Origin of the sequence: Azospirillum halopraeferens DSM 3675 (genome assembly GCF_000429625.1) — a bacterium.
Classification (GTDB): Bacteria; Pseudomonadota; Alphaproteobacteria; order Azospirillales; family Azospirillaceae; genus Azospirillum; species Azospirillum halopraeferens.
The window spans coordinates 42,275-58,019 of the sequence record NZ_AUCF01000001.1 but is presented as its reverse complement, the minus strand read 5'-3'; the positions used below and the strand labels follow the sequence as shown (position 1 = coordinate 58,019).

Here is a 15,745-nt window from a genome sequence, read left to right as displayed (position 1 = left end):
GTCCCGGTGGAGCCTATACCGGTCGATTGGGGCAAATCGACGACACCGCCGGGGCTGCGGTCAGGGCGCGTTCCCGAACACCGGGTGCACCACCCGGTCCCCCGGCCGGATGCCCAGGCGCGCGCTCATCCCGCCGTTGATCTCCAGGATGCCCTTCACCGGTCCGGCCGAGCGGACCGCATCGAGGGAACCGGGGACGGCGCGTTCATGGATGTTGACGATGCGTCCGTCGCTGCCGACGAACAGCATGTCCAGCGTGATCAGCGTGTTCTTCATCCAGAAGGCGGCGGGCTGGGGACGGTCGTAAACGAACAGCATGCCCGCGTCGGCCGCCATGGTCTCGCGGAACATCAGCCCCTGCGCCTGCTGCGCGGACGTCAGCGCCAGTTCCACATCGAACCGGAAGGAGCCGCCCGCGGCGGTTTCGACCACCAGGGTGGACCGCTCGAACGTCTCCAGCGCGGCGGCGGGCACCGCGGCGGACACGGCGGACAGCCAAAAGAACAGGACCTTCAAGACACGTCCGATCATCGCTCGCTCGGGGGAGATTGCCTGGGGAACCGCACGCGCCGACGACCATGCCGGGTGCGGCCGGCGCTGTCCACAGCAACTTGCCCCGCCGTCACCCCAGCGTGGCGTAGCCGCCGCGCACATAGAGGAGCGGGTTGCCATCGTCGCGCGACGCCAGACGGCGGACACGGCCGACCAGGATGACATGATCGCCGCCGTCGTAAACCGCCTCGCGCGTGCAATCCAGGTTGGCGAGGCAGCCGGTCAGGATGGGGGCCCCGGTCTCCCACCGCTCGATCCCCACCCCTTCCCAGCGGTCCTGATCGTCGCGGCGGGCGAAACGGGCGGACAGCTCTTGCTGCTCGGCCGCCAGGATGTTGACCGCGAAGGCGGTGCCGTGAACGAACAGGTCGAAGGAGCGGGAGGCCCGTCCCAGACAGAACAGCACCAGCGGCGGGTCGAGGGAAACCGACGAGAAGGAGTTGACCGTGACCCCGACCGGCGTGCCGTCCGGGCATTCGGCGGTGATCACGGCGATGCCGGTGGCAAAGGTGCCGAGGGCGCTGCGAAACGCCCGTGAATCGATGGTCATGGCGGCCTGCGGTCGGTCGTGGGATAGCGCTGGAAGGGGATTATCCCACCCCCCGGCAGCGGCGCAAGGCGCTTGTCCCGCAAGGCATCGGAAACCTTTGGCCGGCCAGCGTTAAACGGATCTTAAGGAAAAACGCCCACGGTGGCCGGAACGGCTCCGGCGCGGCCTCCACCTGGCGCCACCGCCCGTTCCGCCCGTTGCGAATTGGTCCCGATGTCCGCCAACCCCGCCGGCACCGAACAGCCGATCATCATCAAGAAGAAGAAGGGCGGGCACGGCGGCCATCACGGCGGCGCGTGGAAGGTGGCCTACGCCGACTTCGTCACGGCGATGATGGCGTTCTTCCTGTTGCTGTGGCTGCTGAACGTCACCACCAGCGACCAGCGCAAGGGCATCGCCGATTACTTCGCCCCCATGTCGGTCAGCCGCGAGACGTCCGGATCGGGCGGGCTGCTGGGCGGCCAGACCATCACCGTGCCGGGCGCACAGATCTCCCCCTCCTCCCCCATTTCCTCCGACGCGCCGACCTCGGGGCCCCCCGGCTACCAGACCAACGAGGTGGAGGACGCCGACGAGGCGTCGGAGGTGACCACCTCCGGCGGTCCCGCCAGCGGCGGCGGCGATGCCGCCACCGGCGATACCGGAGCCGCCGCCGGGCAGCGCCCCAACGAGACCCGGTTCGAACACCAGCAGCGCCTGGAGCAGATGGCGTCGCAACTGGGCATCCCCGGCCAGAAGCCGGGCGAGCGGCTGGCCGACTTCGCCGAGCGGGTGAACGAGGCCGCCGACGTGCTCAACATCGCGCGCAACGAGGCCAGGCAGTTCCAGGAGGCGGCGACCGAGATCCGCCAGGCCATCCAGTCGATCCCGGAATTGGAGCCTCTGGCGCAGAACCTGATGATCGACCAGACGCCGGACGGTCTGCGCATCCAGATCGTCGATCAGGACCGGGTGTCCATGTTCCCCGGCGGGTCCAGCCAGATGTTCCCGCAGACGCGCCAACTCGTCGGCCAGCTCGCCGGTGTGCTGGCGAAGCTGCCCAACAATCTGTCCATCAGCGGCCACACCGACGGTGTTCCCTTCGCCGCCGGGGCCGGCCGCGACAACTGGGACCTTTCGGCCGAGCGGGCGAATGCCACCCGCCGTGCACTCATTGCCGGCGGCATACCGGAATCGCGCATCCGGGACGTGGTCGGCCGGGCCGATCGCGACCTGCTGGTCCCCGACCAGCCGGCCTCGCCGCGCAACCGCCGCATCTCCATCGTGCTCCTGCGCGAGACGCAGGCCCGGGCCGACGGTGCTCCTGCACAGAATTGAGGCAAGTCTCCCGCCCTCTCGCCCTCGTTGTGTACAATTTGCCGCGTCGCACACGAAGGCGCAGGATGCCACTGTTCAAGTCATGAAAACTTGGTCCATACTCGATCCAATGGCCAAGCCGAGCGGCGAGCGTTCATCAGAGGTTGCGATGCGGGGGTACCGGTGAACAGGACCGATGCCAGTGGCGCCGATCTATTGTCGTCCTATGAATGGGGAATTTATTACGACGAACTATTTGGCAGGCCGGATGCACCGGCCGCCCATACGGAAGCGATCCGGCGCCGCATCGGCGCCCTCGACTTCGCCGAATTGCGGCGCCGCGCCGCCGATGCGGAGCGTGAGCTTTACAACCTGGGAATCACCTTCCTGGTTTATTCGGAGAAGGAGGCGATCGACCGCATCCTTCCCTTCGACATCCTGCCGCGCGTGCTGTCGGCCGCGGAGTGGACGAAGCTGGAGGCGGGCATCGTCCAGCGCGTCACGGCGCTGAACCTGTTCCTGCACGACATCTATCACGACGCGAAGATCCTCCGGGATGGCGTGGTGCCCGAGGATCTGGTGCGGGGAAACCCCAACTACCGGCCTCAGATGCAGGGCCTGGACGTGCCGTTCGACACCTACATCCACATCATGGGCGTGGACCTGGTGCGCGATCGGGCCGGCACCTTCCGCGTCCTGGAGGACAACGGGCGCGTGCCGTCCGGCGTCTCCTACGTGGTGGAGAACCGCCACATGATGCAGCGGGTCTTCCCGGACCTGATGCAGGACATCGGCATCCGCCGCGTCGACGATTACGGCCATCGCCTGCTGGAGGCCATGAGCGAGATCGCGCCCGGCGGCGGCAGCGATCCTCAGGTGGTCCTGCTGTCCCCCGGCGCCCACAACTCCGCTTACTTCGAGCACATCTTCCTGGCCCGCGAGATGGGCGTGCCGCTGGTGGAAGGGCGTGACCTGGTGGTCGAGAACGACCGGGTCTACATGAAGACCACCGACGGGCTGGCGCCGGTGCATTCCATCTACCGCCGCCTGGACGACAACTTCATCGACCCGCTGGCGTTCAACCCCGACAGCCTGCTGGGCGTGCCGGGCATCATGGACGCCTACCGCAAGGGCAACGTGGCCCTGGCCAACGCCATCGGGACCGGCGTCGCCGACGACAAGGCCGTTTACTGTTACGTGCCGCGGATGATCAAATACTACCTGGGCGAGGAGGCGATCATCCCCAACGTGGACACCCGCATCTGCCGCGAGCCGGATGCCCTGCGCTACACCCTGGACCATCTGGAGGAGCTGGTGGTGAAGCCGGTGGGTGAGGCCGGCGGCTACGGGATCACCATTGGCCCGCGCGCCACCAGGGCGCAGCTCGACGACTGCCGGGCCAAGCTGTTGGCCGATCCCGCCAACTACATCAGCCAGCCGGTCGTCGACCTGTCGGTGTGCCCGACGCTGACGGAGGACGGGATCGAACCCCGCCACGTGGACCTGCGGCCCTTCGCCATCACCGCCAACAAGACCTGGGTGCTGCCCGGCGGCCTGTCGCGGGTGGCGCTGAAGAAGGGGACGCTGATCGTCAATTCCTCCCAGGGCGGCGGCTCCAAGGACACCTGGGTCCTCGAGGACGGACAGAACGAGGGGAGTGCGCCATGAACCTGCTCGCCCGCTACGCCGAGAGCATCTTCTGGATGGCGCGCTACATGGAGCGCGCCGAGAACCTGGCGCGCATTCTCGATGTGCACGAAACCTTCGCGCGCGACATGCGCGGCGCCACCAACTGGCGCAGCATCGTCCAGCTCAACGCCGACGAGGCCGATTTCTTCGCCCGGCACGACCGGGCCACGGCCGAGACGGTGGTGCACTATTACGTCCTCGACCAGAGCCACCTGAACTCCCTGGTCTCCATCGTCCGCATGGCGCGGGAGAACGCCCGCACCCTGCGTCCCTGGATCTCCACCGAGATGTGGACCCAGATCAACGTCTTCTACAACCGTATCCTGGCCCTGCGGCCCGAGGACGTCACGGTCCAGCACCTCAGCCGCGTCTGCGCCTCGATCAAGGAAGCCTGCCAGACCCACGCCGGCATCACGGAGGGCACCTTCTACCGCGATCAGGGCTGGTACTTCTACCAGTTGGGCAAGTACATCGAACGGGCGGACCAGACCACCCGCCTGCTCGACATCAAGTACCACACGCTGCTGCCCGCCACCGCCGACGACGGTTCCACGCTGGACCTGTTCCAGTGGTTCACGGTGCTGCGTTCGACCGCGGGCTACCACGCCTTCCGCCGCGTCTACCCCCGTGGTATGACGCCTGCGACGGTGGCCGGCTTCATGCTGTTCAACGAGGGCTTTCCGCGATCGGTGGTGATGTGCGTCCGGCAAATCGACGGGCTGCTCACCCGCCTCAAATCGCGCTACAATCTGCGCCGGGGCAGCGAAGCCATGGAGAAGGTCGACGAGTTGCTGGGGGCCCTTCTTTCCCGCCCCATCGACGCGGTGATCCGCGACGGCCTGCACGAGTACCTGGATTGGGTGCAGCAGCAGCTGTCGGGCATCACCAAGGAGATGGGGCACGCCTTCTTCGGACAGGAGCCCGCGGCGGCTGCGGCCGTGCAGACCCAATAGGTTCGGGATTTCATGTCGATCATCTCGCCGCACACGCGACCGTTGCAGCAGTTCTTCCGATCGGGGCCGATGCCCTGCCCCTATCTGCCCGGTCGCGTGGAGCGCAAGCTGTTCACCCGCCTGAACGGGCCGTACGCGGCGGAGGTGAATTCGACGCTGTCGCGGGCCGGCTTCCGGCGCAGCCACGACATCGTCTACCGGCCGGTGTGCCCGACCTGCTCCGCCTGCGTGCCGGTGCGCATCCCGGTGGCGGCCTTCACGCCGTCCCGGTCGCTGCGGCGCGTGTGGCGAAGCAACGCCGGCCTCACCCTCGCCGAGGTCCCGGCGGTCGCCACGATCGAGCAATACCGATTGTTCTCCGGCTACCAGGCATCGCGCCACGGCGACTCCGACATGGCGCGCATGGCCATGGCCGATTTCGCGGCCATGGTCGACGAGGGGCGGGCCGAAACCAGCCTGCTGGAGGCCCGCGACTCCGACGGCCGGTTGATCGGGTGCGTGCTCACCGACCGGCTGGCCGATGGTTTCTCCGCCGTCTACAGCTTCTACGACGCGGCGCAGGACGACCGCAGCCTGGGCACCTTTCTCATCCTCGCCCTGATCGAACGCGCCCGGGCAGCAGCGATTCCCTACGTCTATCTGGGCTATTGGATCCAGCACAGCCGCAAGATGGCGTACAAGGCCCGGTTCCAGCCGCTCGAGGCGCTCGGTCCCGAGGGCTGGCACCGGCTGACCGAACTGTAGCCATACGCACATACTTTTTTGATGGGCTGCATCGCGGGGCTTGCATGGCGAGTGCCTTCCGAGAAATAGTCCCCGCGCGACGGAATTGCTGGTGCTACCAATTTCGGGCGGGGTGACGGACCGGACGGCTGCCCCCGTCGACGTGGCACCGGCGGGGGTCCGCGCGTAAGGAAAACGCCGACAACCCGGCACACTGGGGGACAGGGAGAACAATCCGGTGAATGTCCTGCTAACCATCAGCAGGCTGATCGACGCGTTGAACAACAGCGTCGGCAAGCTTGCCTATTGGCTCATTCTGGTCGCCGTGCTCGTCAGCGCCGGAAACGCCACCATCCGCTTCACCCTGGACACGAGTTCGAACGCCTGGCTGGAGCTGCAATGGTATCTCTATTCCGCCGTGTTCCTGCTGTGCGCCGGCTACACGCTGCTGCGCAATGAACACATCCGGATCGATATCGTCGTCAGCCGCTTTTCCATCCGGACCCAGGCCTGGATCGACGTGTTCGGAACGATCTTCTTTTTCTTCCCGGCGGTGATTCTGATCCTGGTGCTGTCCTGGCCGATGTTCATCTCGTCCTACAACATCGGCGAGATGTCGAGCAATGCCGGCGGCCTCCTGCGGTGGCCGGTGAAGCTGCTGGTGCCGGTCGGCTTCTTCCTCCTGATGCTGCAAGGCTTCTCGGAACTGATCAAGCGGATCGCCTTCCTGATGGGGCTCATCGCCGAGCCCGGTGAAAAGATGCACAGCAGCCACTGACGCGGGGACGCCCATATCATGGTCGAGTTTCTCACCGGCGCCATGGCGCCGCTGATGTTCAGCGCCCTGGTGGCTTTTCTGCTGCTGGGCTATCCGGTCGCGTTCGCCCTCGCCGCCAACGGCCTCATCTTCGGCCTCATCGGCATGGAACTGGGATTGCTGCGTCCCGAACTGTTCCAGGCCTTGCCGGAACGCGTGTTCGGCATCATGCAGAACGACACGCTGCTGGCGATCCCGTTCTTCACCTTCATGGGCCTGATCCTGGAGCGGTCGGGCATGGCCGAGGACCTGCTGGACACCATCGGACAGCTTTTCGGACCGCTGCGGGGCGGCCTCGCCTATGCGGTGATCTTCGTCGGCGCCCTGCTCGCCGCGACCACCGGCGTGGTGGCCGCCTCAGTCATCTCCATGGGCCTGATCTCGCTGCCGATCATGCTGCGTTACGGCTATGACCGGCGGCTCGCCACCGGCGTCATCGCGGCATCGGGCACGCTGGCCCAGATCATCCCGCCGTCGCTGGTGCTGATCGTCATGGCCGACCAGCTCGGCCGCTCGGTCGGCGACATGTACGCCGGCGCCCTGTTCCCCGGCCTGGTGCTGACCGGCCTGTACGCGGCCTACGTCATCGGCTTCGCCATGATCGACCCCAAGGCCGCGCCGGCGCTGCCGCCGGAGGCGCGCACGCTGCGGGGGATGAAGCTGCTGGTACGCGTGTGCGTGGCCCTGGTGCCGCCGCTGGTCCTCATCTTCCTGGTGCTGGGCACCATCTTCCTGGGCATTGCCACCCCCACCGAGGGCGGCGCCATGGGTGCCGTCGGCGCCCTGGTCCTGGCCATGCTCAAGCGCAAGCTGAGCTGGGCGCTGATGCGCCAGGCCATGGATTCCACGGCCAAGCTGTCGACGTTCGTGATGTTCATCCTCATCGGCTCCACCGTGTGGGGCCTGGTGTTCCGCGGCGTCGACGGCGACCTCTGGGTCGAACACCTGCTGACGGGACTGCCCGGCGGCGTGATCGGGTTCCTGATCGTCGTCAACATCCTGGTCTTCCTGCTGGCCTTCTTCCTCGACTTCTTCGAGCTGGCCTTCATCATCGTGCCCCTGCTCGCCCCGGTGGCGGAGAAGATGGGGATCGACCTGATCTGGTTCGGCGTGCTGCTCAGCGTCAACATGCAGACGTCGTTCATGCACCCGCCATTCGGCTTCGCCCTGTTCTTCCTGCGATCGGTCGCACCACGCCAGGATTACGTGGACAAGATCACCAAGAAGAAGATCGCGGGGATCACCACCGGGCAGATCTATTGGGGCGCGGTGCCGTTCGTGTGCATCCAGCTCGTCATGGTGGCGATCGTCCTGGCCTTCCCCGACCTGGTGCTGGCGGGCATCGACCGTGCCCCCGACGTGGACCTGGAGAATTTCCAGTTCGAAGTTCCGCAGACGGACTACAGCGAGCCTCCGCCGCCGATCTTCCCCGGCATGGAGCAGCCGGACACCGGTGCGCCGGATCCGGCGGACGACATCATGCGCCAGCTCCAGCAGAATCAGTAGGCACATTCCGGCGGGGGAACGGACCGCGATCCGTCGCGGACCGTTCCCCTTTCCGATACCGGGAATGGCGTTATATCATAACCCGATGACGGACCCTTCTCTTGCACCCGCTTCGGGGCATGACCACTCCCACTGCGTCGCCGACGCTCTGGCGCGCGCCGATTCCCTGTGCGCGTCGCGCGGCGCCCGGTTGACCGCCCTGCGCCGGCGCGTGCTGGAACTGGTGTGGCGCAGCCATCGTCCGCGCGGCGCCTATGCCATCCTGGAGGACCTCAGCCAGCAGGAAGGCAAGCCGGCCGCCCCGCTGACGGTCTATCGCGCCCTGGATTTCCTGGTCGAGCAGGGCCTCGTCCACCGCATCGAAAGCCTCAACGCCTACGTCGGCTGCCCGGCACCGGGCCTTGCCCACACCGGTCAGTTCCTGGTGTGCGAGTCCTGCGGCAACACCGAGGAGATCGACGACCCCCGCATCCGCGAGGCCATCCGGGACGGCGCCGCCGCCCGCGGCTTCCGGGTGCGTCTTCCCACCGTAGAGGTGCGCGGCCTCTGCCCCGACTGCCAGAGCCGCCCCCGTCCGGAGACCACGCCGTGAGCGACGATTCCGCCACCACCCGCCTGCCCGTCTCGGTGCTGACCGGTTTCCTCGGCAGCGGCAAGACGACGCTGCTGCAGCACCTTCTGCACCACCCCGGCATGGCACGCACCGCCGTGGTCATCAACGAGTTCGGCGAGATCGGCCTGGACCATCTGCTGGTCGCCAAGGCCAGCGAGAACATGGTGCTGATGGACAGCGGCTGCATCTGCTGCTCGGTGCGCGGCGATCTGGTGGAGACGCTGCGCGACCTGTTCCTCAAACGGGTGCGGGGCGACATCCCGGAGTTCGACCGGGTGGTGATCGAAACCACCGGGCTGGCCGACCCGGCGCCCATCATCCACACGCTGATGAGCGAACCGCTGCTGGCCGCACGCTTCCGCCTGGACGGGGTGATCTCCACCGTCGATGCGGTGCACGGTTCCGGCCAGCTCGACAACAATCCGGAAAGCGTCAAACAGGCAGCGGTCGCCGATCGGATCGTGCTGACCAAGACCGACGCCGCCAGCCCCGCCGCCACGGTGGAGCTGTTGCGGCGCCTGGCCGCCGTCAACCCCGCCGCCCCGGTGATCCCCGCCGCCTTCGGCGCCGTCGATCCCGCGACCCTGTTCAACGCCGGTCTCTACAATCCCGAAACCAAGAGCCCGGACGTCGCCCGCTGGCTGAACGAGGAAGCCTACCGGAAGGGTGCGCACGGCCATGGCCACGTCCACGATCATGACCACGGCGACCACTGCGGGCACGATTGCGGGCACGATCACCACGGCCATGATCATGGCCACGATCACCACGGCCATGCACACGATCCCAACCGCCACGACGACCGCATCCGCGCCTTCTGCATGACGCTGGACGACCCGATTCCCTGGGATCGCTTCGTCGACTTCATGGAATCACTGATCGCCCTGCGCGGCGCCGACCTTCTGCGCATCAAGGGCATCCTCAACGTGAAGGAGAGCGGCGGCCTGCCGGTGGTGGTGCACGGCGTGCAGCACATGTTCCACCCGCCGGTCCGTCTGGATGCCTGGCCCTCCGACGACCGTCGGACGCGCCTCGTCTTCATCACCCGCGACGTCGGCCGGTCGGTAATCGAGGATCTGTTCAAAGCGGTGGTCACCGACACCCCGTAGGGCACATCCCGAATGGACGCCCGCAGTCCCGCCGCCCGTCGCGGCGGGGAACGGAATGTCGCAGGCGCCCGTTGACCCTCCCGCCGAAGTCCGATACGATTATTTCGTGATAACATCATGAAAATAACTTGCGTATCAAGCGCTTTGCGGATCTTTGAGGGGCGTCCCGCATGGTCTGCTTTGCCGGCCGATGATGCTGCACTCCAACAAGGGTCGGACAAAGCCATGAACGGTTTTCCTCGCGGTCGGGACAAGAAGAAAAACGAGAATGTCTCCCCCATTCTCGAACAAATCATGACCGGAGGCTCAAGCGTCTCCTTTAATGTATTGCAGATGAGCCATGGAATCGAACCGGAAAATCTCCTGTTTCAGACCAGTGCGCTCAACAATTGCATTATATTCAAGTACCCGAATTTTGATGACAAGAGCGAGTCGCTGGACGATGACGACGGCGATACGCTGAATCTGCGCGAGGCGGCGGCCCGCCCCATCGAAACCGCCTTGTACGTTCCGCACACCAGCGCCACACCGCGCGCCGGCGGCTATGGCATATATCTTCGTGGAAAAAACTACCGCCCTCTTCTGCAGGAGATGTTCGGAATCGACGAACAGAACCCGCAGGGAGGGGCCCTGCACGACCTGAAGGTTCTGGACGCGATCGACAGCATTCCATCACTCGATGCGTTTCTGCTGAAGATCTGCTTCGAGGCCGAACGCCTGTCCATCGATAGCCGGTATCTGCGCATCAACGAGGATGAGGAGATGCAGATCCGGCATATGATCGGGGGCAGGATCGAGCCGATCATTCGCAAGGCGTTGGGCATTCCCGAAGGAGTCGGGCCGCGGATCGAACGCTTCCTGCAAGCCATCTGGGATCCGGCCATGCCGGAAGCACGCACCTTCGTCACCGCTTTCGGCATCGAACATGCCGAAGCCGATCTGGTCTTCGGGGCATGGAAGGGCATCACCTTCTATGAGTACCAGTTGCGCCGCCTGGCCCCGAACGTGCGCAGCATCGTCAAATGGCTGAAATCTCCGGACTGTCTACCCATCGACCTGCGCAGCCATAAGATGTACGAGGCCAATCTGCTCATGTACATCGAGCGGGTCGGTAAGCAGATCGAGGGGGCGCTCAACGACATCCGTGCCATTCTGGCCGATTACGAGAACTGTTTCCGCACCTTCATGGACGGCTCGCCGGAGCCCTTCCGTGAATTCCTGCGGAATGTCCGCAAGAAATACTGGCTGATGGGCTACTGCATCTCAGCGCTCAACAGCCTGTCGCACACACACAACCGGTTCATGCGGAACGCGGTGAACAAGCGCCTGTTCTTCGAAGTGATGCTCGACATGCTGCGGCAGTTCGACGTCGCGCTCGACCGCCGGCGCGAACAGCGTATGGCGTTCTGAACACGGCCGTGCGACGGGCGCTTCGGGTTGGTCCGCCGCCCTCGTCCGGCCGATGCCGTCAGGCTTCCGGCGACTTGGTGCGGCGGTTGCGCAGGTTGAGGGCGTTGAGGAAGTTGCTGCCCTGGTGGGCCGCCGGTCCCGGCGCCGGGCGCGGTGCCGTGTTGAGGAAGCCGCCGACGCGGGCACGGAGTTCAACCGATTCATGGGCGGCGGCATCCGCCTCCCGGGCAACCTGACGGCGCACGCCGGGATCGAGGGTGTTGAAAGCGCGCGAGGCGAACTCGAACGCCGGCTTGGAACGCGTGGCGATCACCTGACGCAACGCCTTGGACACCAGCACGGTGTCGAGCCCGCCCGGACCGGAAACCCCGTCGAGGACATCGGCCAGGATGCCGATCGCCTGGATGGTCTGGGAATCGTCGAGGGACAGGCTCTGATCCATGGAATCCTGCTCGTGTTTGCGACCTTCAACGCGGCCGCATCGGGATTGGACCACAATCGCGGGGGCGGTGCCACTCAATAATGGGGATCTCCAACGGGTGTGCTCTCCCTGCCTCAGCGCCCCCGGTTGACCAGCGCCACCCCGGCGACCGCCAGCCCCATGCCGGTCAGGGCGAGCGGCCCCAACTGTTCATCGAACAGGGCCCAGGCGATCAGCGCCGTGACCGGCGGCACCAGATAGAACAGGCTGGCGACCCGCGACGCGGCACCGCGGCGGATCAACGCGAACAGCAGAAAGATCGCCCCCACCGACAGCACGAAGCTGAGCCACAGCAGGGCGAAGACGAATTCGCCCGACCAGGAGATCCGCATGGTCTCGGTCAACGGCGCCAGAACGGCGAAGGCCATGGCGGTGGCGCCGTACTGGATGGCCGCCCCGGTGCGCAGGTCCATGCCCGTGCAGTGGCGCTTCTGGTAGACGGTGCCCAGGGTGATGCCGACCAGGGCCGCCAGCGCCAGGCCGATGCCCGTGAGATGACCGTGATCAAGGGACAGCTTGTCGCCCACCACCAGCACCACGCCGCCCAGGCCCAGCAGCAGGCCGCCCCACTGGCGCGGGCTCACCCGCTCGCCCAGCAGCCAGCCGGCGAGGGCCGCTGTCAACAGCGGTTGCAGCCCGACGATGACCGCCGTCACCCCGGCGGGCACACCGCGGGCGATGGCGCAGAACACGCCGCCCAGGTAGACGCCGTGGACCAGCAGGCCGGCGAGCGCGATGTGTCCGGCCTCGCGGGGGCGGCGCGGCCACGGCGCCCCCATGACGACCGCCACGACGGCCAGCACCGCCGCCACCAGCGTCATGCGGGTCAGCAGGAAGGTCAGCGGCTCGGCGTAGGGCAACCCGTACTTGGCGCCGATGAAGCCGGTGCTCCACAGCACCACGAACACCCCCGGCATGGCGGCGACCCAGGCGGCGCCGGCGGGGCTTCGGGTGGCATCAACCATGGGCTGCCTGCTCCGAAGGGGCCGGTTGCGCCGATGCCGGCTCGGCACGCGGGGGCGGGTTGCGGCGGGCGGCGGCCACCGCCTCGATGTGGGCCCGCAGATGGGGGTCGCTGCGCACGGTGCGTCGGAAGTCCTTCTCATCAAGCACGAGGAGCTGGCAGTAGCCCAGCGCCCGCACATCGGCGTTGCGCGGCTGCCGGGCAAGCAACGCCATTTCGCCGAACACCTCGCCGGTGCCCAGATGGACCGGCTCCGCCAGCCCCGGGACCAGCACTTCCACCGCCCCCGAGGCGATGAAGAACATGGCGTCGCCGCGGTCGCCGCGGCGAACGACCATTTCGCCGGGCAGCACCAGCCGGGGCCGCAGCAGCCGGGCGATGGCCGCCACCCGCTCCGCCGCCAGTCCGGCGAAGATGGGGACCCGCGACACCATCTCCGCCTTGTCCAGACGCAGGTCGAGACGGGCCGGCTGCTCCAGGATGCGCCGCCGCGCCGCCAGTTCCCGGCGCAGATCGTTCAGAACCTCCTGGCTGATGATCTGCTCCGCGTAAAGCTGGGCGTAGTCGGCCTCCTCCATGCGCAGGGCGGCCCGGCCGAGATACTGGTTCTGCAGCACCACGGCATAGTCCGGATACTGCAGCCGCAACGCCGCCAGGGCCTGCTCCACCTCGTCCAGCCGCAGGGCCAGCAGGGCCTCCAGCTCCACCGCGATGTCGTGGCCCAGCACCTGGGCCAGCCGCTCGCCGTTGAAGGTCCGCAGTTCGCGCAGCACCAGGCGCACCGCCATCAGCAGCTCGAAGCGCAGTGACAGCCGGCGGGCCAGGGGCGCCTGGATGCCGAAGTGGCGGTGCAGCCAACTGGCCAGCCGCATCCAGGGGGAAAACGCGATGATGCTCTCGTCCAGGGCCCGGTATCCCTCCCGCCGGCGCAGGCGCACGGCATCCTGGATCTGCGCCGCGCGGCTCGACAGCAGCTCGACCACGGTGCGCGAGGTGATGCCTTCCGTGAAATGATGGAAGTACAGCTCCTCCTCGCGCGCTGCGAGGATCACGAGCCCGATGGTCACCCGGTCCTCGGTCGTCAGCTCGGCCTCGCCCCGGCGGTCTCGGTCGATCTCGTGCCGGCGCGCGGTGTAATGCTCCAGCAGGGTGTCGGCGGCGACCGGGTCGGTCTCGTATTGGCGGGCCACCGCACCGATGCGTTCGCGGATGTCGGCCATGGCCAGCGCGAGGGCGCGGTTGCGCATCGCCCGCTCCATCGGCGTCAGCCGGTCCAGGCCCAGCAGACGGATCAGCCAGCGCAGCGTGGTGCCGTTGACGAACAGCGAGAAGAAGACGAATCCGGCCGCGAGCGGCGCGACGAACCCCTGCACCTCTGCCGGTACGTTGGCGTTCTGGGTCACCGCCAGCACCAGCGTCAGCGACACGGCACCGCGCAATCCGCCCCACAGCATCACCAGCTTATAGGCGTGGCTGACCTGCTGGCCCAGGCCGGCCAGCGACAGCACCGGCAGCAGGCCGAACAGCACCGCCGCCCGCGACACCAGGGCGGCCGCCACCACCACCGCCACCAGCCCCGCCTCGTACCAGCCGAAGCCGGCAAAGATCTGCGGCACGAACAGGGCGGTCAGCAGGAAGATCAGGGCGTTCGCCCAGAACCCCAGTTGGCGCCACACGTTGGCCAACGCCCCCCAGGTCTCCGGCGAGATGCGGGTGCGGCCAACCGACCCGACCACCAGCGCGGCGGCCACCACCGCGACCACACCCGACACCCCGACATAATGCTCCGCCAGCACATAGCTGAGGTAGGCCAGTGCCACCGTCAGGGTGATCTCGGCCATGGGCTGTTCGCGCATCGGGGTGACCAGCAGGCAGGCGACGCGGCCGCAGGCCCAGCCCACCAGCATGCCGCCGGCGAACGCCCGCACGAAGGCCAGCCCGGCCTCCGCCACACCACCCTCCCCCTGCCGTGTGAGCAGGCCGAGCAGCAGGGTGAACAACGCGATGGCGGCAGCGTCGTTCAGCAGGCTTTCGCCCTCCACCAGCATGTTCAGCCGCCGGGGCGCCCCCAGGTCGCGGAAGATGCCGATCACCGCGGCCGGATCCGTCGTCGCAAGGATGGAGCCCAGCAGCAGACACGCCACCAAGCCCATGGAGGTGACGGCGTTCAGCGCCAGACCGATGGCGAAGGTGCAGGCGAACACCGCCACCACGGCCAGCACCAGGATCGGCCCGATGTCGTCCATCAGCCGGCGCACGTTGATGGCCAGCGCGGTCTCGAACAGCAGCACCGGCAGGAACAGGTGCAGCAGCGTCTCGTAGGAGAGGTCGAATTCGGCCAGCGAATCGAGGAAGTCACCGACCGGTCCCGCACCGTCGGCCGCGGTGCCGACCTGCACCAGCGCCCCCAGCGCCAGCCCGACCCCGGCCAGCAGCACCGTGTACGGCAGCCGCAGCCGCACCGCCAGGGGCGGAAGGAAGCTCACCAGCGCCAGCAGTCCGGCGACGCCGAGAACATAGAAGACGATCGGATGCATGCCCCCTCAGCCTCCGCTCCGAAGAGCGGCAACCGTATCGGGCGGCCCCCGCCGGGGCAAGCGGACCGGATGGGAGAGGTGCGGCCGGCCGCCTACTCCCGCCACCGCTGCGCCGCGGCGTCGTCGCTGGCCTTGGCTTCGACCCAGCGCTCACCCTCCGGCGTCGCCTCCAGCTTCCAGAAGGGGGCTCTGGTCTTCAGCCAGTCGATCAGGAAATGGCAGGACTCGAACGCCGCCTCGCGGTGGGCGCTCGCGGTGGCCACCAGGACGATGCGGTCGCCCGGCTCCAGCCGGCCGTAGCGGTGGATCACCAGAACGGCGTCCAGCGGCCAGCGCCGGCGCGCCTCCCCGGCTATGGCTTCGAGCTGGCGCTCGGTCATGCCCGGATAGTGCTCCAGCGTCATGGCCGACACGGGGGCGCCGCCGGCCATGTCGCGCACATAGCCGACGAAGCTGGTGACGCCACCGATCGACGTCCGCCCGCGGGTCAGCGCCTCCAGTTCGGCGCCGACGTCGAAGTCTTCGCACTGCACCCGGATGGTCAT

15 protein-coding genes are annotated in these 15,745 nt (G+C 67.3%); 9 read left to right on the top strand and 6 right to left on the bottom strand.

The genetic code is table 11. From position 1 onward, the window contains the following. Window positions 1-60 precede the first annotated feature (60 nt). Window positions 61-531 (bottom strand): DUF192 domain-containing protein, encoded by a 471-nt coding sequence (locus tag G472_RS0100280; protein ID WP_029006747.1) that lies wholly within the window; start codon window positions 529-531, stop codon window positions 61-63. Between the two features lie 91 nt (window positions 532-622). Next, entirely contained in the window at window positions 623-1,102 is a 480-nt protein-coding gene (locus tag G472_RS0100275) for a flavin reductase family protein (RefSeq protein WP_029006746.1), read from the bottom strand. Between the two features lie 213 nt (window positions 1,103-1,315). Between G472_RS0100275 and G472_RS0100270 the strand changes: the two genes are divergently transcribed. The 9 genes from G472_RS0100270 (at window position 1,316) to G472_RS0100230 (ending at window position 11,218) form a co-directional block, all read left to right on the top strand. Further along, window positions 1,316-2,419 (top strand): flagellar motor protein MotB, encoded by a 1,104-nt coding sequence (locus tag G472_RS0100270; RefSeq protein WP_029006745.1) that lies wholly within the window; start codon window positions 1,316-1,318, stop codon window positions 2,417-2,419. Between the two features lie 162 nt (window positions 2,420-2,581). Beyond that, window positions 2,582-4,066 carry a circularly permuted type 2 ATP-grasp protein gene (locus tag G472_RS0100265; RefSeq protein WP_035690586.1) on the top strand — a complete coding sequence of 495 codons (1,485 nt, stop codon included), beginning with the start codon at window positions 2,582-2,584 and terminating at the stop codon, window positions 4,064-4,066. Further along, complete coding sequence (locus G472_RS0100260) at window positions 4,063-5,040, top strand: alpha-E domain-containing protein (RefSeq protein WP_029006743.1); 978 nt, start codon at window positions 4,063-4,065, stop codon at window positions 5,038-5,040. The genes G472_RS0100265 and G472_RS0100260 overlap by 4 nt, the downstream gene beginning before the upstream one ends. A gap of 12 nt (window positions 5,041-5,052) precedes the next feature. Beyond that, window positions 5,053-5,784 carry an arginyltransferase gene (locus tag G472_RS0100255; protein WP_029006742.1) on the top strand — a complete coding sequence of 244 codons (732 nt, stop codon included), beginning with the start codon at window positions 5,053-5,055 and terminating at the stop codon, window positions 5,782-5,784. Window positions 5,785-6,001: 217 nt separating this feature from the next. Next, window positions 6,002-6,541 carry a TRAP transporter small permease subunit gene (locus G472_RS0100250; protein ID WP_029006741.1) on the top strand — a complete coding sequence of 180 codons (540 nt, stop codon included), beginning with the start codon at window positions 6,002-6,004 and terminating at the stop codon, window positions 6,539-6,541. An 18-nt stretch (window positions 6,542-6,559) separates the two neighbouring features. Then, window positions 6,560-8,086 carry a TRAP transporter large permease gene (locus tag G472_RS0100245; RefSeq protein WP_029006740.1) on the top strand — a complete coding sequence of 509 codons (1,527 nt, stop codon included), beginning with the start codon at window positions 6,560-6,562 and terminating at the stop codon, window positions 8,084-8,086. Between the two features lie 85 nt (window positions 8,087-8,171). After that, a complete protein-coding gene (locus G472_RS0100240) occupies window positions 8,172-8,678 on the top strand; it encodes a Fur family transcriptional regulator (RefSeq protein ID WP_029006739.1) in 507 nt (168 codons plus the stop codon). Further along, window positions 8,675-9,808, top strand: a complete 1,134-nt coding sequence (locus G472_RS0100235; protein ID WP_029006738.1) for a CobW family GTP-binding protein — start codon at window positions 8,675-8,677, stop codon at window positions 9,806-9,808. Before G472_RS0100240 ends, G472_RS0100235 begins: the two co-directional genes overlap by 4 nt. A 225-nt stretch (window positions 9,809-10,033) precedes the next feature. Beyond that, window positions 10,034-11,218 (top strand): hypothetical protein, encoded by a 1,185-nt coding sequence (locus G472_RS0100230; RefSeq protein ID WP_245593343.1) that lies wholly within the window; start codon window positions 10,034-10,036, stop codon window positions 11,216-11,218. 58 nt (window positions 11,219-11,276) lie between these two features. Here G472_RS0100230 and G472_RS0100225 read toward each other — a convergent pair whose 3' ends face one another. The 4 genes from G472_RS0100225 to moaE all read right to left on the bottom strand — a co-directional run bounded on the left by G472_RS0100225 (window position 11,277) and on the right by moaE (window position 15,745). Beyond that, window positions 11,277-11,660 carry a hypothetical protein gene (locus G472_RS0100225; RefSeq protein ID WP_029006736.1) on the bottom strand — a complete coding sequence of 128 codons (384 nt, stop codon included), beginning with the start codon at window positions 11,658-11,660 and terminating at the stop codon, window positions 11,277-11,279. Between the two features lie 113 nt (window positions 11,661-11,773). Then, window positions 11,774-12,664 (bottom strand): DMT family transporter, encoded by an 891-nt coding sequence (locus G472_RS0100220; protein ID WP_084536343.1) that lies wholly within the window; start codon window positions 12,662-12,664, stop codon window positions 11,774-11,776. Next, the gene (locus G472_RS0100215) at window positions 12,657-15,200 is read right to left on the bottom strand and encodes a cation:proton antiporter (RefSeq protein WP_029006734.1); all 2,544 of its coding nucleotides are present in this window, start codon (window positions 15,198-15,200) and stop codon (window positions 12,657-12,659) included. Before G472_RS0100215 ends, G472_RS0100220 begins: the two co-directional genes overlap by 8 nt. 92 nt (window positions 15,201-15,292) lie before the next feature. After that, window positions 15,293-15,745, bottom strand: coding sequence for a molybdopterin synthase catalytic subunit MoaE (gene moaE / locus G472_RS0100210; protein ID WP_029006733.1), 453 nt, complete (start codon window positions 15,743-15,745; stop codon window positions 15,293-15,295).